We start from the raw sequence: 24,685 nt of genomic DNA, 5'->3' as shown, positions 1-24,685 counted from the left end.
CGGCATTTCTGACCACAAGCACAATAAACATGATGGAAAAACGATTGGCGTTCGCCACAATAATGCGTAAAATCGCATACTCGATGCTTGTAGCAACGAATCCCGCCTAAAAAGCCAGTTTCATGCCCTCCCCAAGCAGTAAAAAGTAACAGGTGATGCTTTTATGCTCATCTCGTGCCTTGAAAAAGTCTTGTGATAACTGAAAAGTGTCAAATATCCCTGTCAGTTATCAAAAAATTAAGGACATCCATGTTTTCCTTAGTCAAGCAAAGTGTCGCCGGGCTGCAAATCCTGTTTGTTGCGTTCGGCGCCATGGTTCTGGTGCCCCTGCTCACCGGATTGAACCCCTCCATGGCACTGCTTGGCGCTGGTGTGGGAACCTTGTTGTTCCAGCTCTGCACTCGTCGCCAAGTCCCGATTTTCCTCGGTTCCAGCTTTGCCTTCATCGCCCCCATCATCTACGCCACCCAGACTTGGGGATTGCCATCCACCATGTTTGGCCTGTTTGCCGCCGGTTTCATGTATTTCATTCTGGCTGCGCTGATCCGGGTAAAAGGGATGGGTTTTGTCCATAAGTTGTTGCCGCCGGTCGTCATCGGCCCGGTGATCATGGTAATTGGCCTCTCCGTGGCGCAGGTTGCCTGCAACATGGCGATGGGGCGTGCGGGTGCCGAGCAAGTTATTCCGGCCGGTGCAGCGCTGACTCTGGCGGGTATTTCACTGGCGGTGACCCTGATTGCTGCCGTGTTCTGCAAAGGTTGGATCAAGCTCATCCCGATCCTCAGTGGTGTGGTAGTCGGCTATATCTCGGCAATATTTATGGGGCTGGTGAGCTTTGAGGGGATGGTCACTACCCCCTGGTTAGCGCTGCCTCACTTTGAAACCCCGGAGATCAACTGGGCTGCAGCCCTGTTTATGCTGCCGGTAGCCATCGCCCCGTGTATCGAGCATATCGGTGGCGTGCTGGCCATCGGTGGGGTGACGGGTCAGGATTACACCAAGAATCCGGGTCTGCACCGCACGCTGGCCGGTGACGGTATCGGTGTCTGCTTTGCCGGTTTCATCGGTGGCCCTCCCGTGACCACCTATGCCGAAGTGACCGGCGCTGTGATGATTACTCGCAACTTCAACCCGGTGACCATGACCTGGGCGGCCGTATTCGCCATCATTCTGGCGTTCTTCGGCAAGTTCAATGCACTGCTCACCTCCATCCCGATGCCTGTGATGGGCGGTATCATGCTGCTGCTGTTCGGATCCATTGCTGCTATCGGCCTCAAGACGTTGGTGGAGTCCAAAGTTGATATGGGGCTATCGCGCAACATCGCTATCGTGGGTGTGACGCTGACGGTTGGTGTGGGTGCGCTGGAGATGAAGATCGGTGACTTCGCATTGGCCGGTGTCGGGCTGGCATCAGTGGCTGCCATCCTGCTCAATCTGATCCTGCCTACTCACTCTGAAGAGGAAGTGATGGAAGCCGCCAAGGATTAAGCTCCGGCATTACACACGCTGTTGATCTGCAGGAGGCCACCTTGGGGTGGCCTCCTTTTTGACTGAATCATGCAGCGAAATCCCATTGCCACACCGCAGTCCGGTGATGGATGAGGGGTTTAGCCTTGTCATTTGACGTATCTGTTTTAGTGACCTTAGCTAAAGGGCAGGTATGGCTCTGATGTTGTTTTGAGCAGGATGATAAAATGGATGTTGGCGTTTTCGATCATTTTTCTTCCAAGCCGTCGCCATGTATCGATGCGCCTCTTTTTTGCCACGGCGCTGTTGCACGTCATCGGTATTATCCGTCCCCATCCAGCATTTTTTCATCTTGCTTTGGCTTGTTCTCCCTCTCTTTGACCATGAGCCTGTCTTGCCGGTTGCGCTCAATCGCGTGCTGGCGAAATCGGAATTTGTTTGCTGCTGCACATCGGGTGGGCGGCGAGCCGTGAAAGCCGGCATGACCCGTATCGGGTCAGGAGTGCACCGCCCGCCAAAAGGGGTGGGTGTTCAGGGATGAATGGCAAGCAAGGCGAGGTTGCAATGAACTATCAACAGCTGTGGAAAAGCGCAATTTTTTCAGTCTCTACCGTAATGACGATGAGTGCGGCTCAGGCAGTGCCATTGAATGTGATGACGGAGGATTATCCTCCATTCAACATGCAAGGGGAGGGGGGCAAGATTGTCGGGCTATCTACCGAAGTGGTTGAAGAGCTGTTCAAGCGTGCTGAGGTTGAATACAAATTGACGCTGATGCCCTGGAAGCGGGCTTATGAAGATACCCTCAGCACCCCCAACACGGCGCTCTATTCAACAACGCGCACGCCAGAGCGGGAAGCGCTGTTCAAGTGGGTCGGGCCGCTGGTTAATAACAACTGGGTCTTTTTCTCCAGCGCGACGGCCAATATTACGGTGACATCACTCGAAGATGCCAAGCAGTATTCGGTGGGGGGCTATAACGGTGATGCAGCTGCCGAGTATCTCAAGGCGCAGGGTTTCACCAAGTTGCAGCTGGCCGCCAATGACACCGCCAACGTGAAAAAACTGGAAGCGGGTCGCATCGACTTGTGGGCAACCGGTCAATATCTGGCCCCCTATCTGGCCACCAAGGAGAAGGTTGCCAACCCCAAGTCAGTGTTTGTGTTCAAGGAAACCCAGATGAGTTTGGCGTTTAACAAGGATACGCCGGATGAGTTGATCAACAAGTTGAACGAGATCCTTGCTGCCATGAAAGCTGATGGCACCATCGACAAGATCAACGCCAAGTACCAGTAACAGTACCAATAGCAAGTGCCAGTTTATGGCACTGCTCCGGCTGCCGTAAAACCGGGAGGAAACCATGGATTGGAAAAGTCTGACGTTCAGGATCGCCGTGTTGACCTCTCTATCGGTGAGTCTGTTGCTGGTGTTGTTTGGCGGTTACAACTACAGCGCCGCCAGGGCGGAGAGCTATAACAAGCAGAGCGTGTTGGTCGAACAGGCCATCGGTCGGCTGCAGCTCTCCCTACCCGGTCCGCTGTGGAATTATGAATCGGCCTTCATCGAGGCATCGCTCAGATCCGAGTTGGCAGCGGATATGCTGAGCACTTTACTAGTGGTGAATAAGGAAAAGCTGGTGGCCGGCTTTGCTCGTGATGCTGCGGGGACTATCGCACCTATTAGCGCCATCCCTGCCGATACGGCTGCCTACGGGGGGTATGATCTGGTCTATGACGACAGTGGTCAGAAAAACACCGTGGCCAGATTGTTGGTGCAAACCAGTGATGCTGCTATTCAGGCCCACTTGCGTCAGCAGTTGATCACTACCGTCTGGCAAATCGTGGTGCTCGATCTTTGCATCATTGTGCTGCTGATGGTACTCATTCACCGCAATGTGCTCAGGCCGCTCCATCAGATGAATCAGGCGGTGTTTGACCTGGCACGGGGAGAGGGTGATCTGACCCAGCGTCTCAAGATCCGCCGTCAGGATGAAATGGGGGCGCTGGCCACCAACATTAACCTCTTCATTGCCAAGTTGCAGGAGATGGTGGCGGAGATTAATGAGCTGTCTGCTGGGGTGCTGCAAAATGCCGAACGCTGTGATGCCCTCTCGGCAGATACTCGTGTTGGCAGTGACGCCCAGCAATCAGAGCTGGATCAGGTCGCCACCGCCATTACCGAAATGAGCCAAGCGGTGCAGGAGGTCGCGGGGAATGCGGGGAGAACTGCCACAGCGACAGATGAGGCCAATCTCTATGTGGAGCAGGGCTACAATCTGGCGGGCCATGCCAATGAGGCCATTCATCAACTGGTGGGTGAAGTGGAGCGGGTGGCTGTCTTGATGCGATCCCTCTCGACCGAGAGCAGTAGTATTGGCACCATCATCGAAGTGATCAACGGCATTGCCGAACAGACCAACCTGCTGGCTCTCAATGCCGCCATTGAGGCGGCCAGAGCAGGGGATCAGGGCCGGGGTTTTGCGGTGGTGGCGGATGAAGTTCGTACCCTGTCAGGGCGCACTCGTCAGTCAACCGAGGAGATCAGTGCCAGTATCAAGCGATTGCAACAGGCCACCCAGAATGTCGGTCTGGGCATGCAGCAAAGTCAGGAGAAAGCATCCCGTGCGGGTATCGAGGCGGCAGATGTGCAGAACTCGGTGGAGAAGATAAAAAGTCAGGTTAGCTTGATCCGCGAGATGAATATCTACATTGCCCAGGCATCGGAAGAGCAGCATTCGGTGGCAGAAGGCGTAAGCCACAGCGTCAACCGCATTGCCACACTCAATAGTGAGAGCGCAGCGCGAGTGGCACAAGTTGCCGAAGCCAGCAGCGATCTGCGTCAACTATCGACCCAGCTTGATGGTCTACTAAAGCAGTTTCGGGTTTAGTCAGTCAGCCTCGCCCCGCCGGTGCATCCCACGGGGCAGGTTCCTTTCATTGTGAGGTGTACGAGCTGTCGTGAGGGACAGGGGCCGCCTGTCCGGTAATGGCACTTTTCGTCATGCTCATGCCGCGGCTTGGTTGAGATTGGCATGACCTCGATGGGTGAACATCGCAGCATCATGCTCTGCCCGATACGCAGTCCGACAGCGCTGGACGCATATTTTCATTTTCCCTGCTCATGCCTGCCTGCATCTATTGTGCCGCTGATCCCGACCCATTAGAATTTCGTTTAAATACAGCAAGTCCTGAGCCGCCAGCTGGCCATATCAGACGTGGAATCCCATCTTCTTCATGATGAATGCAAATAACAGGTGGTTGGTATGACGGGGGTTGCGCCAGGCAATAACATATCAGCCTATCACTTCGGTGATTATGTCTTTGATGTCAAAAGGCGAGAGCTGATCTTCTGTGCCGACAAGGACAACTTGCAAAGTGCCAGGGTGGTGCGCTTGTCATCGGCAGAGAGCCTCATTTTCAGCTATCTGCTCGATCACCATGACGAGGTGTGCGACAAGGATCTGCTGCTAAATATCGGCTGGTTGGGCCGCCCTATCAGCCCCAACTCCTTGAACGTGGCCATCGCCAATATTCGCCGCCACTTCGCATCATCCCCTCAAACGCTGGATATCAGAAGCACCCCGAAAAAAGGGTACTCCCTGCACCTTAACTGCAAAGGGAAGAGCTATTACGGCAAGTCGGAGCCAACAAATAGTGAGCCCTTGTCCGAGCCGGTGAGCGAGCCCGAGCCTGCTGTGACTGCGCTGTCATCGTCAACGCCACCACTGTCTGACCACGAGGTCATCAAAGAGCCTGCTTCTGCCGCTCCCCGCTCCTTCGGTGAGCGTTTCCAACTCGCCTTCCTCAGCGGTATCGGGCGACCGATGCTGGCCAAGAGCCTGATGTACGTCAATCTGCTACTGGCTGTGCTGGTGGTGTTTGCCGCCAGCTATCTCCATTTCGAGTGGCTCCATGTGCACTGCGCCGACTCGCCGACCGGCGTTGTTTGCCAGATGGAGGCCAAGAGTGACGTGCCACCAGTCAAACCGGCATCGCTGGTGCTGGTCTCTGGCCACAAGGTCCGCGTGCTTTCCTATAAAGAGCTCGAAAAAACGCTGTAAGGGATGTCTGATGAAACGAACGCTGAAAAATACCTTGCTGCTGTTGCCACTGCTTTTCGTGCTGCTGTTTGTGGTCGGGATGTTTATCAACAGTCTGGGCTGTCATTACGATCTGAAAATGTCGGCCAACGGGGTCAACTATCACGGGGTGTGTCGCTGGGGAAAAATTACCGTGATTGAAGAGGAGGAGGCGACCAAAGAGAAGTGGCGGGTGACCGGTTTTCAATTTTCCTTCTTCAACCAGCTTGTTTACCTCATCGACAGCCGTACCCAGCTGCACGAGTCGGATAACGATGACTCCTATCTCAATGAGTACAACCTGATCCAGTCGCAATATGCGCTGGTCAATTACGCTTGGGTGCCGTTGACCGAAAACAAGGTGGCGATCTTCCAGCGCGATCCGGTGCACGAGGTGGTGATTGCCCAGCGCGATGGTTGGTTCGATCTCTACCGCTGGTTCTTCCCCCCGGTACAGCTGGTGCCTGTTCAGCCGCAAAGAGCAGGCGCTGGGCGCCCTGCTAGTTTCTGAGCAATTTGCACCAGGGGCCGGTGACGTCACAGTGACCGGTCTCATCGCTGTTTATCCAGCCGAGGCGATGATAAAAAGCCAACGCTGCGGTATTAAGGGTCGCGACCTTGAGCGAGCCGGGTTTAGTGGTGTCGGCCAACCCATGATCGAGCAGCGCTCGCCCAATCCCCTGGCCATGCCAGTCGTTTGAAACGTAGAGATGATGGACGAAGTTGTCAGGCTGCCAGATGGCGATAAAGCCGCAGATATTGCCCCCATGCTCGGCTACCCAGACACGTTCGCCTTCGGTCTGCTTTGTAAAATCATCAAGCTGAAATTGAACGGGTTCGACCCAATGAAAGGTTTGTCGCCGGATCTTTAAAAACAGCTGGGCCAGTTGGGGAATATCCTGTTCTGCCATGAGTCTTATCATGATGACCTTCCGGGTTCAGTGACTGTTAGCTGATGATATTGCACAGTGACAAGTCAACTCGATGTAAGTGACAAGGGTGTGATTAAGCTCTGTCCATTATATTTGGCATGGGGCTATACTGCCGGAAGCTCTTGTATGGATGGCTTGAGGATCGCTGATTTATGGACAATAAACAGATTGAAGGCAATATTTTTGTGCCGGCACACATAGACGATGTCTGGCATGCCTGGACGACAGAAAGCGGTCTGCGCAGTTTTCTGGCTCCCGAGTGTTTGATGGTGGCCGAACCGAATGGCCCATTCGAGATCTACTTCAGGCCCGATGCCCCGCTGGGCGAACGGGGTAGTGAAGGGTGCCGGGTCATGGCGGTGATGCCTTATGATTTACTCAGCTTTAGTTGGAATTTTCCGCCCACCTTCCCCCATATTCGCTTGCAAAAAACCCATGTCTGTCTGCACTTTGTACCTGAAGGGCAGGGGACCCGGCTGCACTTTTTGCAAACCGGCTGGGCCAATGATCCTGATTGGAATCAGGGTTTTGCCTATTTTCGGGAAGAGTGGCTGGAGATCAGCTTGCCGCGTTTGCAGTACCGTTTTACCCACGGCCCCATCGATTGGAGCAATCCCCCCGATAAGTCACAATTGAAGGCGCTGGCACAGTAACTGCGGAATTGAAGATAAAAAAAACCGGCCAAAAGGCCGGTTGAAACAGTTCAGGCTTGTCAGGTGACAAACGTATCCAGCGGATGAGAGTCGCTTTCCACTCCTTGTGAAGTACAACCCTCTTGGTTACGTGCAGCTACTTTATGCCATTCACACTGAATCGAGGCTGAACCAGCGATGATCCCGCCTCGTGCCACAGGTTAATCAGATAGAGATCCCCATCGACTGACGCAGATAAGCACCTGCACCGAGCAGCCCCGGCCCTTGGTGAGTGATCAGGAATACCGGGATCTCTTTGAGGTAGGATTTGAAGCGTCCCTTGTCTTCAAAGGCCACTCGAAAACCCGAGCTGATGAAGAACTCCTGAAAGCGCGGCACTATGCCACCTGCGATATAGATGCCGCCAAAGGTGCCCATATTGAGGGCCAGATTGCCGGCAAAGCGCCCCATCAGCACGCAGAACAGGCTCAAGGTGCGACGGCAATCCAGACATTCGCCACTCAGTGCGCGCTCGGTAATGTCTTTGGGGGCGAACGGTTCCGGCTCACGGCCATCGGATTTCACCAGCCCACGATAGATGTTGACCAGACCAGGCCCGGATAGCAGTCGTTCGGCCGAGACATGGCCCAATTCGCTCCGCATCACCTGCAGCACCGCATCTTCCTCTTCGGTGTTCGCGGCGAAATCGACATGGCCACCCTCACCCGGCAGGCTCAGCCACTGCTCTCCCGCCCTCACCAGGTGAGCGACCCCAAGGCCGGTGCCCGCGCCATAGATGGCGATAGGTTTGCCAGAGACAGGTGCCGAGCCGCCCAGCTGGATACGATCCGTTGCTGCCAGTACCGGCACTGCCATGGAGACGGCAGTAAAGTCATTGATCACCTGCAGGCGATCCAGCCCCAGATTACCCTGCATCTCGCTGATAGAAAATTCCCAGCTGTGGTTGGTCATGGCGACCCAGTCACCGTTGATGGGGCAGGCGATGGCGATGCAGGCTTCGCTCACCTGTACGTGGTGTTCGTCCAGATAGAGGCGTACCACGGCTTCAAGGCTGGGATGAGCCAGACCAGAGTAGGTCTTGGCTTGCGAGATAGTACCGGTGGCCAGCTCACACAGAGCCAGGCGTGCATTGGTTCCGCCGACATCGCCGACCAGCGCGTGGGTATGCTGCATAACTACTCCTTCGTTACAGGGGTGGGACGACCGTTGCATCCCGAGATTATTGTTAGAGGGTGACAGTACATTCTATCCGAGCTTGGGCTGCGCTAACTCGCTGGATCGACACAAACGTGCGGCTGCTCACAGTGTTGTTGCTTTGCAACATTTGTAAGCGTTTTCATGGCGAGGTGACGTTTTGTAACGAAAAGTACGAAATAATTAGAGATGAGTCATACTTTGTATGGCAGGTGTTAGTTGCGATAACCGCTTGTCTTGTATAGTCCTTAGCTTGATTGGCAGCATGCTTAGTCGTAGATTCAGTGCAGAGACACTGAAGCTAAATTACAAAAACGCCTGGTGGTGATGATGAATACCCTTGATAAAATTACGAACAACTTGGAAAGTTTCAGTAAATCGGAACGCAAGGTAGCCGAGGTGATCCTGGCCTCTCCCCAGACGGCCATTCACTCCAGCATCGCCACCCTGGCCAAGATGGCCGACGTCAGTGAACCGACCGTCAACCGTTTTTGCCGTCGTCTCGATACCAAAGGCTTTCCCGATTTCAAACTCCATCTGGCCCAGAGTCTGGCCAATGGCACCCCTTATGTTAATCGTCATGTGGAAGCGGAAGATGGCCCGGATACCTACACCGCCAAGATCTTCGAATCCACCATGGCCTGTCTGGATGCGGCCAAGAACAGCCTGGATATCTCCGCCATCAACCGCTGCGTCGATATCCTGACCCAGTCCAAGAAGATCAGCTTCTTCGGTTTGGGGGCCTCTTCTGCCGTTGCCCGCGATGCCCAGAACAAATTTTTTCGCTTCAATATTCCCGTGGTGAGCTTTGAAGATATCGTCATGATGCGGATGAGCTGTATAAACGGTAGCGAAGGGGATGTGGTGGTGCTGATCTCCCACACCGGTCGCACCAAAGCGTTGGTCGAGATCGCCGCGCTGGCACGGGAGAACGATGCCACCGTGATCGGCATGACCGCCAAAGATTCCCCGCTGGCCCGTGAGTGTAATCTGGTGCTCTCCATGGATGTGCCGGAAGATACCGATGTTTACATGCCGATGGCTTCTCGCATCGCCCAGCTGGCGCTGGTTGATGTGCTGGCGACCGGTTTTACCCTGCGCCGTGGGATGAAATTTCGCGAAAATTTGAAAAAAGTAAAAGAGGGATTGCGTGAATCCCGCTTCGAAACTCCGCACTCTTCCTGAATCGGCGGGGGCGTTTGCCCCCGGCTGTCTATGCCCCGCGCAGTGGTGTAGTATTGTAATTTAATAACAAAAACCACCCAGATGGTTTGCAAACGGGTGCATCGAGCCATGGGCTCGATAGGGCAGAATCTCAAGTTATATCCACTTCACATTGGAGTTTTTCATGCCTAGACGTACAAAAATTGTTACCACACTTGGTCCGGCTACTGACCGCGAAGGGATCCTTGAGGGGATCATTCTTGCCGGTGCCGACATGGTGCGGATGAACTTCTCTCATGGTACTGCGGAAGACCATATTCTGCGTGCCAACCAGGTGCGTGAGATTGCTGCCAAGCTTGGCCGCCACGTTGCCATCATGGGTGACCTGCAAGGCCCCAAGATCCGTGTATCCACCTTCAAGGATGGCAAGGTCTATCTGGCTATCGGTGACAAATTCATTCTCGATGCGGCCCTTGGTAAGGGCGAAGGGTGTCAGGAGCAGGTCGGCATTGACTACAAGAGTCTGCCTGACGATGTGATCGCCGGCGATATCCTGCTGTTGGACGACGGTCGGGTGCAGCTGAAAGTCGAGCAGGTTGAAGGTTCCCGCATTCACACCACTGTGACTGTGGCCGGGCCGCTCTCCAACAACAAGGGCATCAACAAAAAAGGCGGTGGTCTCTCCGCGCCAGCCCTGACCGAGAAAGATAAAGAAGATATCAAGACAGCTGCGCTGATGAACGTGGACTATCTGGCTGTCTCCTTCCCGCGTTGTGGCGATGACTTGCGCTACGCCCGCGAACTGGCTCGTGAAGCCGGTTCTAATGCCAAGATTGTGGCCAAGGTGGAGCGCGCTGAAACTGTCGCTACCGATGAGGCAATGGAAGATATCATCCTCGGTTCCGATGCCGTTATGGTCGCCCGTGGCGATCTGGGTGTCGAGATTGGTGACCCCGAGCTGGTTGGCGTGCAGAAAAAGCTGATCCGTTATTCCCGTCGTCTGAACCGTGTGGTCATCACTGCGACCCAGATGATGGAGTCGATGATCAATGCACCGCTGCCGACCCGTGCCGAAGTGATGGACGTTGCCAACGCGGTGCTTGATGGTACCGATGCGGTGATGCTCTCTGCCGAAACCGCCGCTGGTCAGTTTCCTATCGAGACCGTCACCTCCATGGCGAGCGTCTGTGTCGGTGCCGAGAAGCACCCGAGCCTGAACGTTTCCAATCATCGCATGAGCTATACCTTTACCTCGGTGGAAGAGGCGTTGGCCATGTCGACCATGTATGCCGCCAACCATCTGGAAGGGGTCAAGGCGATCGTGGCGCTGACCGAATCTGGCACCACACCGCTGCTGATGTCCCGTATCAGCTCCGGTCTGCCGATCTTCGCCATGTCTCCCCACAACAAGACCCTGGCCTGGACAAATCTCTACCGTGGCGTCACCCCGGTGATGTTTGATGGTGACGAGACCAAGCCGGTCTACGAAGTGTGCCGCGACGCGCTGGACGTACTCAAGGCCAAAGGCCTGGTGCAGAGTGGCGACATGGTGCTGCTGACCCACGGTGACAAGATGGAAACCGTGGGCAGTACCAACACCTGTAAGGTGATGATGGTCGAATAACGGCTGCTATTTACGGTGTTATCAAAGCTGCTCGCCACTGGCGGGCAGCTTTTTTTATGACGGTTTCTGGGGAACTCAGCCGTCCGCATCAGGTGGTGAAGGACTCAATGATTGCTTCCATCACAGGTCCTCCTGATAATGCAGACATGAACCGGATAAAAAGCACACCGGATGGCGGATGCATGGCCATGTGCCGGATCGCGGGTGCGTCAAAAGGTCCCTCACTCTGAACGGGAGCAAGAAGATGAAAAAGCGTAACTGGCTGCTGGCCTTATCACTGAGTCTGGCATTTTCGCCCTGCTATGCCGATTGGGCAAAACTCAAGGCTGCAGCCTCTGATCTGGGCGTAGCAGTGAGTGAAACGAGCAAAGAGGTGTGGCAGGACGTCAGCGATTTTTCCAAAAAGAGCTGGGACTCTATCTCGGCCTGGGGCGAAGATGCCTTCAATACCGCCGGGGTCTGGACCGACAAGAGCATCGCGACCAGCAAGGAGTGGCTGAAGGCCGCCGATAAAGAACTCAACGAGATGCTCAACCCCAAGACGGCGAAAGAGGCGAGAGTCGCGCTCAATACCATGGCAGACACTGCGCTGATCCGCTTGTTCAACGAGCAGCCTTCAGCCAAGTTGCTGTTTGACAAGGCTTATGGCTATGCGGTGTTCGATTCGCGCAAGTTCTCCCTGATGCTGCATACCAATCAGGGGGCCGGGGTAGCGGTCAATCGCAAAAACGGCAAGCACACCTATATGAAGATGTTTGGTGCGGGTCTGGCGGCCGGGATTGGCGGCAAGTTCTATCAGCAGGTGATCCTGTTTGAAGACAAGGCCAGATTCGATGCCTTCGTGACCCAGGGTTGGGAAGCCACCTCCGAAGTGGGTGTGGTGGCTGGCAAGGAGAGCGCCGAGCTTACCGCCAAATACAATGGCGGCATGGCGATCTATCAGATTGGCGAGAAGGGCTTGCTGCTCGACGCCAATATCTCCGGCTCCAAATACTGGATTGACAAGGACTTGACGGAGACGAGCCGCTAATTGCGTTGTTATCAACCTGTCACTGCACACCATGGCTTCGCCACAAGCTTGTCGTGATCTCGCCAACAGGCCCGAAGTGCGGGCCTGTTTGTTCTCTCGGGGTCAGCGGGCTGAATAGACCTGCTTGCCCTTGAACATGGTCCAGAGCACTTTGGTCTCCTTGATCTGTTCGCTCGCCACCTGCTCCAGATTGCGATCCAGCAAGATCAGGTCAGCACTCTTGCCTGCGCTGATGGAGCCAATCTCTTTCTCCTGCCCAATCACCTTGGCGGCGTTGAGGGTATACGCCTGCAAGATAGCCTGACGGCTGATCTGCTCGCTGGCGGGGGGCAGCCAGCCAAGCTCCCCCTGGCGGGTGATCGCGGTATACATGGCGAGGAAAGGGCTGGGGCTGGAAACCGGCCAGTCACTGGCACCGGCGATAATGGCGCCGCTTTGCAGCAGGCTGCCTGCCGGATAGAGGCGGGCCAGCAGGGCCGGGGGCACTTTACCTTCCAGCAGCATGGTGGTCGCCACGTTTTTCCCGGCCCACAGCAGTTGCATCGAGGCGGCCACATTGAGGGGTTTGAAACGGGCAATGCTGGCCGGGCTCACTACCTCCAGGTGGGTGATGCTGTGCAACAGGCGGTGATCCTGATTGTGGGCCCGGGCATAGGCGATGGCATCGAGGGATTCACGGACGGCCCGATCGCCGATGGCATGGAAGTGGGCGATCAGTTGATGGGCATCTGCGGTGCGGATCAACTCGTTGAAACGCTGCTTGTCCAGATCGTCCTTGCCACTGTAACCGGGGCGGTTGAGGTAGGGTTCGCTCAACTTGGCGGTCTGGGATGGAAACTCGATGACACCGTCTTGCAGGATCTTGATCCCCACCAGTTTGACGTCCGGGGTGTCTTGAAACTGCTGTTGCAGCGCCAATACGTCATCAATGATGGCGGGCGAGGCGTGGATCCCCACCAGTGCCAGTGCAGATACATGGCCGGTCAGCTTGCCTTCCCGGGAGAGCATGCTGTACGCCGGCAGCAGGCCGGTGTCGCGGCGATCCGGCTCGGCGTTGAAGATGGGCGCGAGGGGTCGAATATTGCTGATAGGGTCCATCCAGGCGGTAATGCCAACCTGATTAAGCTGCTTGGCGGCGGTCATGATGGCACTGGCAATCGTCTCGTCGCTGACGGGGGGCAGCGCCTTGAGGATGGCATCCCAGCCGCCTTCCGAGGCAAAGCCGTTCAGCTTGCCGGATGGGGTGAGGCCAAAATTGCCTTTCAGCGGGGCATAACGACCGGCAAGGGATTCGGCATCAATACCAGCCTTGCGCAGCATGGCCTGATTGGCCCAACCGGTGTGGGCATCCGAACCGGCCAGCACCACCGGGATCTGCTGGTATTGCGGGCCATTGAACACCTGATCGAGCAGGGGAAGCTGATGCCAGTAGTCGAGGGAGACATTGCTGTATAGCTGCACATCACCCAGTGTCAGGCGGGGATCATCCTTGCTGCGGGTCAGAAATTGCTGCACCTGTTCAACCTGATCCATGGCATCGGGAAAGTTAACCGTCATTCCCTGAAAACCGGCAAATGCTGCGTGAACATGGCTGTCGATGAGCCCTGGCATCAGGTACTTTCCTTGCAGATCAAGGCGTTTGGCATGGCTGCCGAGGCGGGTGCTGACCTCCTGATAGCTGCCGACCGCCACGATCTTTTTACCTTCGATGCCGATCGCCTCCGGGTGAGGGTTCGCCGGATCGCCGCTGTAGATGGTGCCGCCAAAGATCAGAGTCTGGCTCTGTGACTGGGCATTGGCGGCGGCAGGAAGCGTCACCAGCAGGCTGGCGAGCAACAGCGTTTTGATATTCATGGGCATGACTCCGTCGCTTCGGCGCCCGAAGGCACCGAAGTGGGTAAATGGAAATGAGGTATCGGCTTATCGGTTGATCAGCGGGATACAGATATCAAACACGTAATGATCCCGGTCAGGGTCAGTGCCCCCGTGGTATTGCTCGTAACACGGGCGATCGTCGCAGCTCAGCCCTTTGCTCACCACCCAGCAAAACGCCGTCTCCCAGCTGGCGACCAGTTGATCGCCGCGAGCGATAAACTGACATACGGCATAGGGGCCAGCGGTAATGGTCTGGGTGGTTAACTGGCGCCCAGCGGGGATCGTTGGCCCCAGCTCGATGCAGACGTCAGTACGGCAGCGCGTCTCATCGGTGATATCGGGGATATCCCAATAGAGACTCAGGGTGCCCGCTGGTGTCATCGCCTCGTCTGAGGCGAACAGTGCGAGCAGATCCCGATGGGCTTGCTCGCAGGTCTCCTTGCCATAGGGGCCCAGGCGGCGCATGTACGCCACGCGTCGGGCGGGCATCTGCTTGACGCTTGCCCCCTGCAACAGACCCGGGTGTTCGGTGACCGGGTGCATGACCAGGTCATCATAGGTTTCAAAGGGAAGGGGATCGTTTCCAATCTTGCTTTTCCAGTTTCCCCCTTGTTGCTGGCGGTATTCCGAGGGGCTCATGGCGAAGTGCAGGCGAAAGGCCTTGGCGAAATTCTGGGAGCTGGAGAACCCGGCAGCCAGCGCGAGGGTGGTGATGTCGCTCTGGGGGGAGGCCAGCAAGCGACGGGCGGCGCGCTCCATGCGCAGGCGTCGGGTAAAGCCAGCGATGGTTTCGCCGACCATCGTCTTGAAAATGCGGTGGAAGTGAAAGGTGGAGATGGCGGCCGCCGTTGCGACTTCATCCAGACTCGGGTTGTCATCCAGATGGTGGCTGATGTAGTCCATCGCCTTGAACACAGGTTTGCGATAATCCAGAGCGGACTCCTTGTCAGCCAGCAAAAGTGGGCGTCAGAGTCGGATTTAATCAGAGCCACCTGCCGTTGTCGAACCCGTCCGGCCTGGTCTGGCCACTCATCCGCCCCGCGCTTTTAACGCATTGGCACTCTAATTGCTTATTGGCTGTCAGCGTCAATGATTTGTCTGGGGATGGAAAATGGAAATAAGTGCAAGCAGCCTGATGCAAGAGATGCAGGCGCTCAAGATCGAAGCAGGCGCAACGCCGCTGGCACAGCCCGGTCGTCCGGTGACATCCGACTTTGGTCAGCTGCTGCAACAGGCGCTCGGTAACGTCAACGAGCTGCAAGGCGCCGCCAATGATCTGCGCACCCGTTTCGATATGGGCGACAAGTCGGTAGATCTGGCCGAGGTGATGATTGCAGGCCAAAAATCGTCCATCGCCTTTGAAGCCACAGTACAGGTGCGCAACAAGATGGTCGATGCCTACAAGACCATCATGAACATGCCGGTATAAGTGATTACTGAACATCATGAACATGTCAGCAATAAGGACATAAATCGTGGCTACTGACCAAAACGGCGATCTGCTGATAAACGATGAGGGCACCGCCGCCCTTGATGAAAATGAGCAGAAAAGTTCGGCGCTGGGCTTTCTGTCCAACACCGATGTGCTGCGGCAAATCACCCTGATCCTGGGGCTTGCCATCTGTCTGGCCATTGCCGTCTTTATCCTGCTGTGGGGCAAGGAGCCGGACATGCGTCCCCTCGGCACCTACAGCACCCAGGAGCTGGTGAAGACCCTCGACTTCCTCGATCAGCAAAAGATCCCCTATGAAGTGGATGGCAAGAGCGTGCTGGTCAACGCTGAAAGTTACCCCACTATCCAGCTGGCCCTGACCCGTGCCGGTCTCGCCAATGTCGTTGATGCCACCAATGGTGGTGAAGATATCCTGCTGAAAGATTCCAGTTTCGGCGTCAGCCAGCGGATGGAGAGCGAGCGTCTGAAGCTGAGCCGCGAGCGCCAGTTGGCGAGCGCCATCGAGCAGTTCCAGAATGTGGCCAAGGCGCAAGTGCTGCTGGCTATCCCGAAAGACAACGTGTTTGCCCGCAATGAGCGCAAACCCAGTGCCACAGTGGTGCTCAACCTGAAAGGCGCGGCGCTGGGGCAGGGTGAGGTGGACTCCATCGTCGACATGGTCGCCTCTGCGGTACACGGCCTTGAGACAACTCGCGTTACCGTCACCGACCAGAATGGCCGCCTGCTCAACTCCGGCTCGCAAGACCCGGTCTCTGCCCAAACTCGCAAAGAGTTTGCCATGCAGCAGAAGCAAGAGATCGAGTACAAGCAAAAAATTGACGCCATTCTGATCCCGGTGCTGGGTGCCGACAACTATACGGCGGAAGTGGATCTCTCCCTCGACTTCTCCCAGCAAGAGCAAACCCGCAAGACTTACAACCCGGATCTGCCTGCGGTGCGCTCTGAAATGACCATGGAAGAGAACAGTGCCAATGGTAGTAGCGGCGGTGTGCCGGGGGCTCTCTCCAACCAGCCGCCTGCCGCGTCCAACATTCCCGAGCAGGCGGCCACTGCTGATGGTGCCAGCGCTGCAGCCTCTGGCCGCTCGCGCAAAGAGGCGACCCGCAACTTCGAACTGGATACCACCGTCAGTCACACCCGTCGCCAGATGGGTGGCATTCGCCGCATGACCGTTTCGGTGGCGGTCGATTACAAAGCGGTGCCCGGAGCGGATGGCGCTGTGACCCGCGAGGCCCGTAGCCAGGCCGAAATTGATACCCTGCGCCGTCTGCTGAGTGGTGGCCTTGGTTTTGATGTGACCCGGGGTGATACCCTTGAAGTGGTCGCCATTCCGTTTAATCGCCCCGAGCTGGAAAGTGTCGCCGACCTGCCGATTTACGAGCAACCCTGGTTCTGGCGTGCGGTGCGCATCGCGGCGTCAGTGCTGGTGATTATCGTATTGATTGTCACCGTGGTTCGCCCCATGCTCAAGCGACTGCTATATCCGGATGCCAAACCGGAAGGGGAAGTGGATTTTGACAACCACACTGTGCTGGGTGGCGATGACGAGTTGAGCCTGCTGTCCGCTCAAGTGGAGGGCGATCAGGTATTCGGTGTGCGCGATGGTCAGCTGAAGCTGCCTGATCTGCACCGCGATGAAGACTTGCTCAAGGCGGTGCGTGCGCTGGTGGCGAACGAACCGGATCTGGCCGCTCAGGTCATTAAAGAATGGGTAACCAATAAAGATGCCTGAAGAAAAGAAGACTCAAGTCATCGGTAATGACATCACCGACGGCCAGCGCCAGATCCTCGATCAGATGTCCGGCATTGAGATGGCTGCGGTACTGATGTTGAGCCTCAATGAAGAGGATGCCGCCCAAATCTTTCGCCATCTAGAGCCAAAGCAGGTGCAGCGGCTCGGTATGTCGATGGCCTCCATGTCTGACTTCAGTCACGATCGGGTAGCGGCAGTGCACCGTCAATTCATCGACGATATTCAGAAGTACACCAACATCGGTATCGGCAGCGAAGATTTCGTGCGCAAGGCGCTGGTGGCGGCCCTTGGCGAGGACAAAGCCAGTAATCTGGTGGATCAAATCATATTGGGTTCAGGCTCCCGCGGCCTCGACTCCCTCAAGTGGATGGATGCTCGTCAGGTGGCCAGCATCATCCTGAACGAACACCCGCAGATCCAGACTATTGTGCTCTCCTATCTGGAGCCGGAGCAGTCCGCCGAGATCCTGAGCCAGTTCCCGGAGCAGGTGCGCCTGGATTTGGTGATGCGGATCGCCAACCTGGAAGAGGTGCAACCGGCGGCGTTGCAAGAGCTGAACGACATCATGGAGAAACAGTTTGCCGGTGCGGCGGGTGCTCAGGCTGCCAAGATGGGTGGCCTGAAAGCAGCAGCCAACATCATGAACTATCTGGATACCAACATCGAAGGCCAGCTGATGGACTCTATCCGCGAGTCGGATGAAGAGATGAGCCAGCAAATTCAGGATCTGATGTTCGTGTTTGAAAACCTCATCGATGTGGACGACCGCGGTATCCAGACCATGCTGCGGGAAGTGCCGGGCGAGTTGCTGCAACGGGCACTCAAGGGCTCCGATGATCAGATGCGCGAGAAGATCTTCAAGAATATGTCCAAGCGTGCGGCGGAAATGCTGGCGGACGATTTGGAGGCCATGGGGCCGATCCGGGTCTCCGAAGTGGAAGCCGCCCAGAAAGAGATCCTCTCCATCGCCCGCCGTCTGGCTGATGCTGGCGAGATCATGTTGGGTGGCGGTGGCGGTGAGGAGTTCCTCTAAACCATGGGTCATCAAGGTACGGTTGTGCAGAAGCGGCATCAGGCTGTGACAAGGGGTACCTCAACCAATGAATAACAAGCTGCGTGGCTACGTGCGTCCTGACGGGGAAGATGCTCCGGTAGAGGCGTGGGGCTGGCCACAGATGGAGGTCGAAGCGGCGGTCGAAACCAATGCCCTCGGTTTTGCGCCTGACTGGTATCAGCAGGAGGAGGAGGTCGTTGAGCCGGAGCCAGAACCGGAGCCGCTGCCGAGTATTACCGCCCAAGAGTTGGAAGCGATCCGCCAGGCTGCCTGGGAAGAGGGTATGGCCGAAGGTCATGCCGCTGGCTTTGCCAAGGGGCAAGAGGAGGGCAAGCTGGAAGGCCTGCAACAGGGGCACCAGGTTGGGCTGGAGCAGGGCAAAGAAGAGGGGCTTGCCATGGGGCGCGACCTGGTGGATCAGGAGATAGCCCACTGGCAGGGGCTTGTCTCCCGCCTTGCCACTCCGCTGAGTGAGCTGGATCAGGCGGTGGAGCAGCAGCTCATCTCGCTGGTGATGCAACTGGCACGTACACTTATTCGCCATGAAGCAGAGACCTCTCCCCGCATCTTGCTGGAAGCGCTGAAACAGGGGTTGGCGCTGCTCCCTGCCGCCGAACAGGGAGTGACCCTGATGCTCCATCCCGATGACCTCACCCGGGTTGAGCAGGCATTCGGGGCGGAAGAGTGTGCCAAGCGCCAGTGGCGATTGCAGAGCGATCCCACTCTCTCCCCCGGCGATCTGCAGCTGGCAACTGTACTCTCCAGCATCGACCTGACCCTCTCGGGCCGCATCGAACAGCTGCTACGCAACTTTTTGCGGGACAATTCATCGCAAAATCTAGCCTCGCAGGATCCACGCCCATAACCGATGCCGGACTCTTGTCCGGCTGAATCTTTTATCTCTCAGGAGGCCAGATGAGCGGCTCGTTACTCACCAGATTGCAAGGGTATCGGGTGCGCGGTATTGCCCCCAAGCCACCCGTAGCCGGTAAATTAACCCGGGTAGTGGGGCTGACGCTGGAAGCCATCGGCTGTAGTGCGGCGATCGGTGCCCTTTGCCGCATCGATACTCAAGATGGCGAGCTGGAGGCCGAAGTGGTGGGCTTCTCCGGTGACCGGCTGTTTTTGATGCCGAGTGAACAGCTCAAGGGGGTTATTCCTGGCGCCCGGGTGGTACCGATGACCGAGGAGCACGGCATTCCGGTTGGCATGAATTTGCTGGGCCGGGTCATCGACGGTATCGGGCAGCCGCTGGATGGTCTCGGCCCCATTATCTCCTCTCAAACGGTGCAGTTTGCCCAGCACCGCATCAACCCGCTCTCCCGCCGCCCGATCCATCAACCGATGGACGTGGGGGTGCGCGCCATCAACGCCGTGCTGACGGTAGGGCAGGGCCAGCGGATGGGGCTGTTTGCCGGTTCCGGTGTCGGTAAATCGGTGCTGCTTGGCATGATGACCCGTGGTTCGGTGGCGGATGTGGTGGTGGTTGGCCTCATCGGTGAACGGGGCCGGGAAGTAAAAGAGTTTATCGAAGACATTCTTGGTGAGGAGGGGCGTGCCCGCTCTGTGGTGGTGGCGGCGCCGGCCGATGCCTCGCCGCTGATGCGGCTCAAGGGGTGTGAGACAGCTCTCGCGATCGCTGAGTATTTTCGCGATCAGGGGCTCAACGTCCTGCTGTTGATGGATTCGCTGACCCGTTATGCCCAGGCTCAGCGTGAAATCGCGTTGGCGGTGGGCGAGCCGCCAGCAACCAAGGGCTACCCGCCATCGGTGTTTGCCAAATTACCGGCGCTGGTGGAGCGGGCGGGTAACGGCAGTGATGGCCAAGGCTCCATCACCGCCTTCTTCACCGTACTGACCGAGGGGGATGACTTGCAAGATCCCATCGCCGATGCGGCGCGGGCGATCCTTGATGGCCACATAGTGTTGTCGCGCGAATTGGCTGATGCGGGGCACTATCCGGCTATCGATATCGAAAAATCCATTAGTCGGGTCATGCCCATGGTCACCTCGCCGGAACACATGGATTTGGCGCGTACCCTCAAGCAGTTCTACTCCCTTTATCAGCAGAACCGGGACCTCATCACCATTGGCGCTTACAGTCAGGGATCCGATCCCCGCATCGACCGCGCCATCATTCAAAAACCCTATCTGGATCAGTTCTTGCAGCAGGGTATGCGTGAGGTCATTCACTACGATGATGGCCTGCAAGCGTTGCAGATGGTGGCCATGCCACTGATGCGTTGATAACGGCGTTGATGGAGGAGGTCGGCCATGAGTAAAGGGTTGCTATTGTTGGCTGATCGGCTGGTGGAGGCGGAGCAGCAGTGTGCGCTGGCGCTGGTGAAGGCGCAGCAGGATCTCAAGCTGTTCATGGATCAGCAAAACGCCCTTAACCAATATCGTCAGATCTATCACCAGCAGTGGACCGATCGCGGTCTGCAGGGGATCACCGCCCAGCAAAACACTCAGTATCACGCTTTTATCAGCAAGCTGGAGCAAGCGGCTACCCAGCAGTACGAAGGGGTGCTGCAGGTGCGTCAGGCACTGGAGTTGCGCCGTGAAGAGTGGCTGGCTGCCCAACAGCGGCGTAAGGCTGTCGAGTTGTTGTTGAAGAAGCAGGCGGGTCGCGAGCAGCAGAAAGCCCAGCGTCAGGAGCAGAAAATGCTGGATGAATACGCCATGCTGCGCCGCTTTCATCAAGCTGGCCTGTAACTTGCTTTGAACTGGACATTGTCGGGGGCCATCTCTTTGGGGGCCACCAGAATTCAGGGATCCCATCATGATGCAGACACTGTTGACACAAACGCCTTCGGCTCCGGCCAACGGGTTGGACAAAGCGCCTCTGAGCGGTTCCGTCGAGAGCAAAAGCATCGATGGGGGAACCAGCAGCGACAGCAAGGGTGATTTCGCTACCCTGATTGCCAAGGCCCAGAACAGCGAACAGGGCGCCGCCGAGGCCACTCAGGGCGGTAACAATGTCCGATCAGCCAAATCTTTGGCGACCGAGAGCGCCTCTCCCAAAGAAGAGACCAGCAAGGAGCAGGATCCTGACGCCGACAACAAGGTGGAGGAGGTTCCCGCCACCGACTTTCTACTGCGTCTGCAAGACTCCCTCAAGCTCGATACCTCGCTGGTGACTCCTCAGTTGGCGGTAGCGGCCCAACAGAGCGCCACTGTGGTAGACGGCAATCCGTTGCCGCAACAGGGTGAACAGGAGGGCATTGCGCCTGATGAAAGCGAGCTGGCCCCTGCCGCTGCCAGGATCGCCCGCCAGCTTGCCGGTCAGACCGGGGCGCAATCGCTGCTGGCCACGACCGCCCAATCGACTCCTGAAACCACGGTATCGCCCTCTGCGGCGAGAGGGGTGGTGCAGGGCGATGCCTCTTCTGCCACCCTCTCCTCTGAGGGGGAAGATGCCGCCACCTCCCCGGATGGACAGTCCGGGGAGAAAGCCTCTGCCAAGGGAGAAAACCTCGGGGCGGATGGCAAGCACACCAAGCCTCTCACGGGGGCAGAGCGGATGGCCCAGCTGGCCAAGGTGTTGCCGGTCGATGAGTCTGCCAACACCACCAAACCCGGTGAGTCACTCGCAGCGAAAGAAGCTGGCGACAGCAAATCCGACCCCGCAGCCAGCAACGCCGTGACCGGCAAGGGGCAGGCGGCGCAAGCCGCGACTCAGGGGGTAGCCCTCAAGGCATTTAGCGAGGGGCTCAAGCAGCCTGAAGCGGGTGCTGCTACCGCTTCAGCTACCGCAGAGGGCAGTGGTGCAGCTGGCAAAGGGGCAGAGAAGAGTGCTGCCGAGGGGAGCCCGCAGCCAGCCACTGCCGCATCAGCCAATCAAGGGGCGGCGCAAGTGAAGACGGCGCAAAGTGCCGCAGAAAGTGTCGCAGCAAGTGCCGCAGCCCAGAGCAACGTGACGCCAAATGGTTCGGCCCAGACCGATAGCGCCGCCGCGCCGGTGATGGTGGCGCCGCAGCAGGTGTTGGCACAGGCCGAATCCCAAGGGCCGCAAGCACCGCTATCGAGCATTTCCGCCGGCATCAAGCAGATGGAAGTGACGGGCACCGACGAGGTACGCAAAGCGGTGCAGCTGGAGGTGAAACCGAAGGCCGGTGATCTGGACAAGAGCCTCCTTACCACGGCATCGAGCAGCGAGAGCAGCCAGAGCCAGACCGTACAGCATGGCCAGAACAGCCAACCCCAGGCTCAGGTGGCAGAGAGCCGAGCCCCTGCTGCAGAGGGGACATTGCGCCGTGAGCCAGCACAATTACCTCATCTGAAGTTGGCCGGTCAGGAGGCACCTGCCGAGTTGCACCAGAAGGTCAACGTGATGCTGGCTGAAAAACTGCAGCAGGCGGAGATCCAGCTCGACCCCCTTGGCCTTGGCAAGATGAAAATCCAGATCCAGATCGGTGCCGACAGCCAAGCCAACGTTCATTTCGTGGTACAACATGGGCAGACTCGCGAGATGCTGGAGCAGTCGATGCCCCGGCTGCGGGAGATGCTGGCAGGACAGGGGATCCAGCTTGGCCAGACCCAGGTTCAGCAACAGTCACAACAGCAGCAACAGCAGGGCCAGCCAGCCTTTACCGGACAGGGTCAGCAGGGGCAGGGTAGTGGTCAGTCGAGCTCAGGTAACAGGCAAGATGAGGGAAATATTACAACGTCGACCCTGAGTGTACTGGTGGGATCGGAAAACAGCAGTGCAATTGATTTCTATGCTTGATGCAATCCCGAGTAAGTTTATGATATCGAACAAGTTTGAGACTAGGGTGGACAAGGGATGGCAGACGATACCGAATTGACGCTAAAAGACCCGGCTGCGGGTAAAAAAAAGAAGCTGATCATTATCATTGCTCTGGCGGTCATTTTGCTGGGCGGTGGTGGCGCGGGTGCCTTCCTGATGCTCTCCGGCTCGGAGAAACCACCTGCAGAAGCGGCCGAAGAAGAAGGGGCCAAGCCCAAGGTAGAAGCACCTCAACCCTCCCTCTATGTGGGGATGCCACGCCCCTTCGTATTCAACGTTGCGGGTGCCCAACGGGATCGGCTGGTGCAGATCAAGATCCAGCTGATGGTGCGGGGCACGGCCGACGAGGCCCTGGCCAAGCAGAATATTCCCCTTATTGAAGGTACTTTGCTGCGGGTATTCAGCGCGGCCAGTGCCGAGCAGCTGATGACCTTTGAAGGCAAGGAGAAGCTGCGTAAGGATTCACTGGAAGAGTGCCGTCGGGTACTCAAGGACCTGGTCTCTTCCCCCGTTATCGAACAAGTGCTGTTTACCGGCTTTGTGATGCAGTAGGTGGAAGCGTGAGCGATCTGTTAAGTCAGGACGAAATTGATGCCCTCTTGCACGGTGTCGATGATGTCGAAGAGGAGGAAATAGGCTCGGCGGGGGATCCCGGCGTTGCCCAGTTTGACTTCTCCTCCCAGGACCGCATCGTCCGTGGTCGCATGCCGACGCTGGAGCTGGTGAACGAACGTTTCGCCCGCCACATGCGGATCAGCCTGTTCAACATGATGCGTCGTACCGCCGAGGTCTCTATCAACGGGGTGCAGATGCTCAAGTTTGGCGAGTACGTCCACACCCTGTTCGTGCCGACCAGTCTCAACATGGTGCGTTTTCGTCCGCTCAAGGGCACGGCCCTGATCACCATGGAAGCCCGCCTGGTCTTTATCCTGGTGGAGAACTTCTTCGGTGGCGATGGTCGTTACCACGCCAAGATCGAAGGGCGCGAATTTACCCCGACCGAGCGGCGCATTATCCAGATGCTGCTCAAACTGGTGTTCGAAGATTACAAGGATGCCTGGGCACCGGTGATGGATGTGGGCTTTGAGTACCTCGATTCTGAAGTGAATCCGGCGATGGCCAACATCGTCAGCCCAACCGAGGTGATAGTGGTCAGTTCGTTCCACATTGAACTCGATGGTGGTGGCGGCGACTTCCACGTGGCGATGCCTTACTCCATGCTGGAACCGATCCGTGAACTGCTTGATGCCGGTGTACAGAGTGACAAGGGTGACACTGACGTGCGCTGGAGCAAGGCACTGCGCGACGAGATCATGGACGTCAAGGTCGAGATGCGGGCCAAGTTGCTGGAAACCGAGCTGACCCTGCGCGAACTGATGGAGCTGCGACCTGGCGATATCATCCCGGTCGATATGCCGGAAAATCTGCTGGTCTATGTGGAAGACTTGCCGACCTTCCACGCCAAGATGGGGCGTACCAAGGACAATGTGGCACTCAAGATCACCGATAAACTCAAGCGCCCGGAAGGGGTAAAGACCGAGATGCATCTGGTGACCCGGGGCGGAGTACGTATTGATGGCGAGGCCGAGCTGGAAGAGCTCGAGCGCAGTATCGAAGATCAACAGCGATAATCGACGGTTTATTGCGATAAACGGTCA

At 57.0% G+C, this 24,685-nt stretch carries 23 protein-coding genes; 18 read left to right on the top strand and 5 right to left on the bottom strand.

Translation table 11 applies throughout. The features are described 5' to 3' along the window. Positions 1-249: 249 nt before the first annotated feature. Positions 250-1,488 (top strand): uracil-xanthine permease family protein, encoded by a 1,239-nt coding sequence (locus BN4575_RS00500; RefSeq protein ID WP_068976704.1) that lies wholly within the window; start codon positions 250-252, stop codon positions 1,486-1,488. Between the two features lie 159 nt (positions 1,489-1,647). Here the strand turns inward: BN4575_RS00500 and BN4575_RS21575 are convergent, their stop codons facing one another. Then, positions 1,648-1,950, bottom strand: a complete 303-nt coding sequence (locus tag BN4575_RS21575) for a hypothetical protein (protein ID WP_141689676.1) — start codon at positions 1,948-1,950, stop codon at positions 1,648-1,650. Positions 1,951-2,031: 81 nt separating this feature from the next. Here BN4575_RS21575 and BN4575_RS00495 point away from each other — a divergent pair, with 81 nt between their 5' ends. The 4 genes from BN4575_RS00495 to BN4575_RS00480 all read left to right on the top strand — a co-directional run bounded on the left by BN4575_RS00495 (position 2,032) and on the right by BN4575_RS00480 (position 6,056). Next, on the top strand, positions 2,032-2,763 hold the full coding sequence (locus BN4575_RS00495) for a substrate-binding periplasmic protein (protein WP_068976896.1): 732 nt from the start codon (positions 2,032-2,034) through the stop codon (positions 2,761-2,763). Positions 2,764-2,827: 64 nt separating this feature from the next. Next, a complete protein-coding gene (locus BN4575_RS00490) occupies positions 2,828-4,354 on the top strand; it encodes a methyl-accepting chemotaxis protein (protein ID WP_068976703.1) in 1,527 nt (508 codons plus the stop codon). Between the two features lie 375 nt (positions 4,355-4,729). Continuing rightward, entirely contained in the window at positions 4,730-5,527 is a 798-nt protein-coding gene (locus BN4575_RS00485) for a winged helix-turn-helix domain-containing protein (protein WP_068976702.1), read from the top strand. Between the two features lie 10 nt (positions 5,528-5,537). Beyond that, positions 5,538-6,056 (top strand): hypothetical protein, encoded by a 519-nt coding sequence (locus BN4575_RS00480; RefSeq protein WP_068976701.1) that lies wholly within the window; start codon positions 5,538-5,540, stop codon positions 6,054-6,056. Here BN4575_RS00480 and BN4575_RS00475 read toward each other — a convergent pair. Next, positions 6,046-6,468 carry a GNAT family N-acetyltransferase gene (locus BN4575_RS00475; RefSeq protein ID WP_068976700.1) on the bottom strand — a complete coding sequence of 141 codons (423 nt, stop codon included), beginning with the start codon at positions 6,466-6,468 and terminating at the stop codon, positions 6,046-6,048. The two genes, BN4575_RS00480 and BN4575_RS00475, sit on opposite strands and share 11 nt — an antisense overlap. Before the next feature lie 161 nt (positions 6,469-6,629). On the opposite strand from BN4575_RS00475, the gene BN4575_RS00470 reads away from it, so the two are divergent. Then, positions 6,630-7,130 carry an SRPBCC family protein gene (locus tag BN4575_RS00470; RefSeq protein WP_042020259.1) on the top strand — a complete coding sequence of 167 codons (501 nt, stop codon included), beginning with the start codon at positions 6,630-6,632 and terminating at the stop codon, positions 7,128-7,130. Between the two features lie 204 nt (positions 7,131-7,334). On the opposite strand, the gene glk is transcribed toward BN4575_RS00470, so the two are convergent. Continuing rightward, positions 7,335-8,342 carry a glucokinase gene (gene glk / locus BN4575_RS00465; protein ID WP_141689675.1) on the bottom strand — a complete coding sequence of 336 codons (1,008 nt, stop codon included), beginning with the start codon at positions 8,340-8,342 and terminating at the stop codon, positions 7,335-7,337. Positions 8,343-8,654: 312 nt separating this feature from the next. Between glk and BN4575_RS00460 the strand changes: the two genes are divergently transcribed. The 3 genes from BN4575_RS00460 (at position 8,655) to BN4575_RS00450 (ending at position 12,142) form a co-directional block, all read left to right on the top strand. Further along, entirely contained in the window at positions 8,655-9,509 is an 855-nt protein-coding gene (locus BN4575_RS00460) for a MurR/RpiR family transcriptional regulator (protein WP_172954099.1), read from the top strand. Positions 9,510-9,672: 163 nt separating this feature from the next. Next, entirely contained in the window at positions 9,673-11,112 is a 1,440-nt protein-coding gene (gene pyk / locus BN4575_RS00455) for a pyruvate kinase (RefSeq protein ID WP_042020263.1), read from the top strand. A gap of 244 nt (positions 11,113-11,356) precedes the next feature. Then, positions 11,357-12,142: a beta cell expansion factor BefA gene (locus tag BN4575_RS00450; RefSeq protein ID WP_042020264.1), complete on the top strand. Its 786-nt coding sequence runs from the start codon at positions 11,357-11,359 to the stop codon at positions 12,140-12,142. Positions 12,143-12,244: 102 nt separating this feature from the next. Here BN4575_RS00450 and BN4575_RS00445 read toward each other — a convergent pair whose 3' ends face one another. Beyond that, positions 12,245-13,996, bottom strand: coding sequence for an amidohydrolase (locus tag BN4575_RS00445; RefSeq protein WP_068976698.1), 1,752 nt, complete (start codon positions 13,994-13,996; stop codon positions 12,245-12,247). A 66-nt stretch (positions 13,997-14,062) separates the two neighbouring features. Beyond that, entirely contained in the window at positions 14,063-14,974 is a 912-nt protein-coding gene (locus tag BN4575_RS00440; RefSeq protein WP_176716405.1) for an AraC family transcriptional regulator, read from the bottom strand. Between the two features lie 154 nt (positions 14,975-15,128). Between BN4575_RS00440 and fliE the strand changes: the two genes are divergently transcribed. The 9 genes from fliE (at position 15,129) to fliM (ending at position 24,658) form a co-directional block, all read left to right on the top strand. Beyond that, on the top strand, positions 15,129-15,446 hold the full coding sequence (gene fliE, locus BN4575_RS00435) for a flagellar hook-basal body complex protein FliE (protein WP_033135920.1): 318 nt from the start codon (positions 15,129-15,131) through the stop codon (positions 15,444-15,446). A 46-nt stretch (positions 15,447-15,492) separates the two neighbouring features. Further along, positions 15,493-17,202: a flagellar basal-body MS-ring/collar protein FliF gene (fliF, locus tag BN4575_RS00430; RefSeq protein ID WP_068976697.1), complete on the top strand. Its 1,710-nt coding sequence runs from the start codon at positions 15,493-15,495 to the stop codon at positions 17,200-17,202. Then, positions 17,195-18,256 carry a flagellar motor switch protein FliG gene (gene fliG / locus BN4575_RS00425; RefSeq protein WP_042020268.1) on the top strand — a complete coding sequence of 354 codons (1,062 nt, stop codon included), beginning with the start codon at positions 17,195-17,197 and terminating at the stop codon, positions 18,254-18,256. Before fliF ends, fliG begins: the two co-directional genes overlap by 8 nt. A 67-nt stretch (positions 18,257-18,323) precedes the next feature. Continuing rightward, on the top strand, positions 18,324-19,142 hold the full coding sequence (gene fliH / locus BN4575_RS00420) for a flagellar assembly protein FliH (RefSeq protein WP_068976696.1): 819 nt from the start codon (positions 18,324-18,326) through the stop codon (positions 19,140-19,142). Positions 19,143-19,192: 50 nt separating this feature from the next. Continuing rightward, positions 19,193-20,524 carry a flagellar protein export ATPase FliI gene (gene fliI, locus BN4575_RS00415; protein ID WP_068976695.1) on the top strand — a complete coding sequence of 444 codons (1,332 nt, stop codon included), beginning with the start codon at positions 19,193-19,195 and terminating at the stop codon, positions 20,522-20,524. Positions 20,525-20,551: 27 nt separating this feature from the next. Further along, the gene (gene fliJ / locus BN4575_RS00410) at positions 20,552-20,992 is read left to right on the top strand and encodes a flagellar export protein FliJ (RefSeq protein ID WP_042020272.1); all 441 of its coding nucleotides are present in this window, start codon (positions 20,552-20,554) and stop codon (positions 20,990-20,992) included. A 67-nt stretch (positions 20,993-21,059) separates the two neighbouring features. Further along, positions 21,060-23,006 (top strand): flagellar hook-length control protein FliK, encoded by a 1,947-nt coding sequence (locus BN4575_RS00405; RefSeq protein WP_068976694.1) that lies wholly within the window; start codon positions 21,060-21,062, stop codon positions 23,004-23,006. A gap of 57 nt (positions 23,007-23,063) precedes the next feature. Beyond that, the gene (gene fliL / locus BN4575_RS00400) at positions 23,064-23,579 is read left to right on the top strand and encodes a flagellar basal body-associated protein FliL (protein ID WP_068976693.1); all 516 of its coding nucleotides are present in this window, start codon (positions 23,064-23,066) and stop codon (positions 23,577-23,579) included. Positions 23,580-23,587: 8 nt separating this feature from the next. Then, positions 23,588-24,658 carry a flagellar motor switch protein FliM gene (gene fliM, locus BN4575_RS00395; protein WP_042020276.1) on the top strand — a complete coding sequence of 357 codons (1,071 nt, stop codon included), beginning with the start codon at positions 23,588-23,590 and terminating at the stop codon, positions 24,656-24,658. Positions 24,659-24,685 lie beyond the last annotated feature (27 nt).

The sequence above is a fragment of the Aeromonas sp. EERV15 genome, from assembly GCF_900079845.1.
Classification (GTDB): domain Bacteria; phylum Pseudomonadota; class Gammaproteobacteria; order Enterobacterales; family Aeromonadaceae; genus Aeromonas; species Aeromonas sobria.
Note: the sequence above shows the minus strand (reverse complement) of the source record. Positions and strands in the feature narration are given on the sequence as shown.

Coding starts and splice junctions, on each gene's coding strand:
- BN4575_RS00500 (WP_068976704.1), top strand. CDS start 250: ATGTTTTCCTTAGTCAAGCAAAGTGTCGCCGGGCTGCAAATCCTGTTT.
- BN4575_RS21575 (WP_141689676.1), bottom strand. CDS start 1,950: ATGCCGGCTTTCACGGCTCGCCGCCCACCCGATGTGCAGCAGCAAACA.
- BN4575_RS00495 (WP_068976896.1), top strand. CDS start 2,032: ATGAACTATCAACAGCTGTGGAAAAGCGCAATTTTTTCAGTCTCTACC.
- BN4575_RS00490 (WP_068976703.1), top strand. CDS start 2,828: ATGGATTGGAAAAGTCTGACGTTCAGGATCGCCGTGTTGACCTCTCTA.
- BN4575_RS00485 (WP_068976702.1), top strand. CDS start 4,730: ATGACGGGGGTTGCGCCAGGCAATAACATATCAGCCTATCACTTCGGT.
- BN4575_RS00480 (WP_068976701.1), top strand. CDS start 5,538: ATGAAACGAACGCTGAAAAATACCTTGCTGCTGTTGCCACTGCTTTTC.
- BN4575_RS00475 (WP_068976700.1), bottom strand. CDS start 6,468: ATGATAAGACTCATGGCAGAACAGGATATTCCCCAACTGGCCCAGCTG.
- BN4575_RS00470 (WP_042020259.1), top strand. CDS start 6,630: ATGGACAATAAACAGATTGAAGGCAATATTTTTGTGCCGGCACACATA.
- glk (WP_141689675.1), bottom strand. CDS start 8,342: ATGCAACGGTCGTCCCACCCCTGTAACGAAGGAGTAGTTATGCAGCAT.
- BN4575_RS00460 (WP_172954099.1), top strand. CDS start 8,655: ATGAATACCCTTGATAAAATTACGAACAACTTGGAAAGTTTCAGTAAA.
- pyk (WP_042020263.1), top strand. CDS start 9,673: ATGCCTAGACGTACAAAAATTGTTACCACACTTGGTCCGGCTACTGAC.
- BN4575_RS00450 (WP_042020264.1), top strand. CDS start 11,357: ATGAAAAAGCGTAACTGGCTGCTGGCCTTATCACTGAGTCTGGCATTT.
- BN4575_RS00445 (WP_068976698.1), bottom strand. CDS start 13,996: ATGAATATCAAAACGCTGTTGCTCGCCAGCCTGCTGGTGACGCTTCCT.
- fliE (WP_033135920.1), top strand. CDS start 15,129: ATGGAAATAAGTGCAAGCAGCCTGATGCAAGAGATGCAGGCGCTCAAG.
- fliG (WP_042020268.1), top strand. CDS start 17,195: ATGCCTGAAGAAAAGAAGACTCAAGTCATCGGTAATGACATCACCGAC.
- fliH (WP_068976696.1), top strand. CDS start 18,324: ATGAATAACAAGCTGCGTGGCTACGTGCGTCCTGACGGGGAAGATGCT.
- fliI (WP_068976695.1), top strand. CDS start 19,193: ATGAGCGGCTCGTTACTCACCAGATTGCAAGGGTATCGGGTGCGCGGT.
- fliJ (WP_042020272.1), top strand. CDS start 20,552: ATGAGTAAAGGGTTGCTATTGTTGGCTGATCGGCTGGTGGAGGCGGAG.
- BN4575_RS00405 (WP_068976694.1), top strand. CDS start 21,060: ATGATGCAGACACTGTTGACACAAACGCCTTCGGCTCCGGCCAACGGG.
- fliL (WP_068976693.1), top strand. CDS start 23,064: ATGGCAGACGATACCGAATTGACGCTAAAAGACCCGGCTGCGGGTAAA.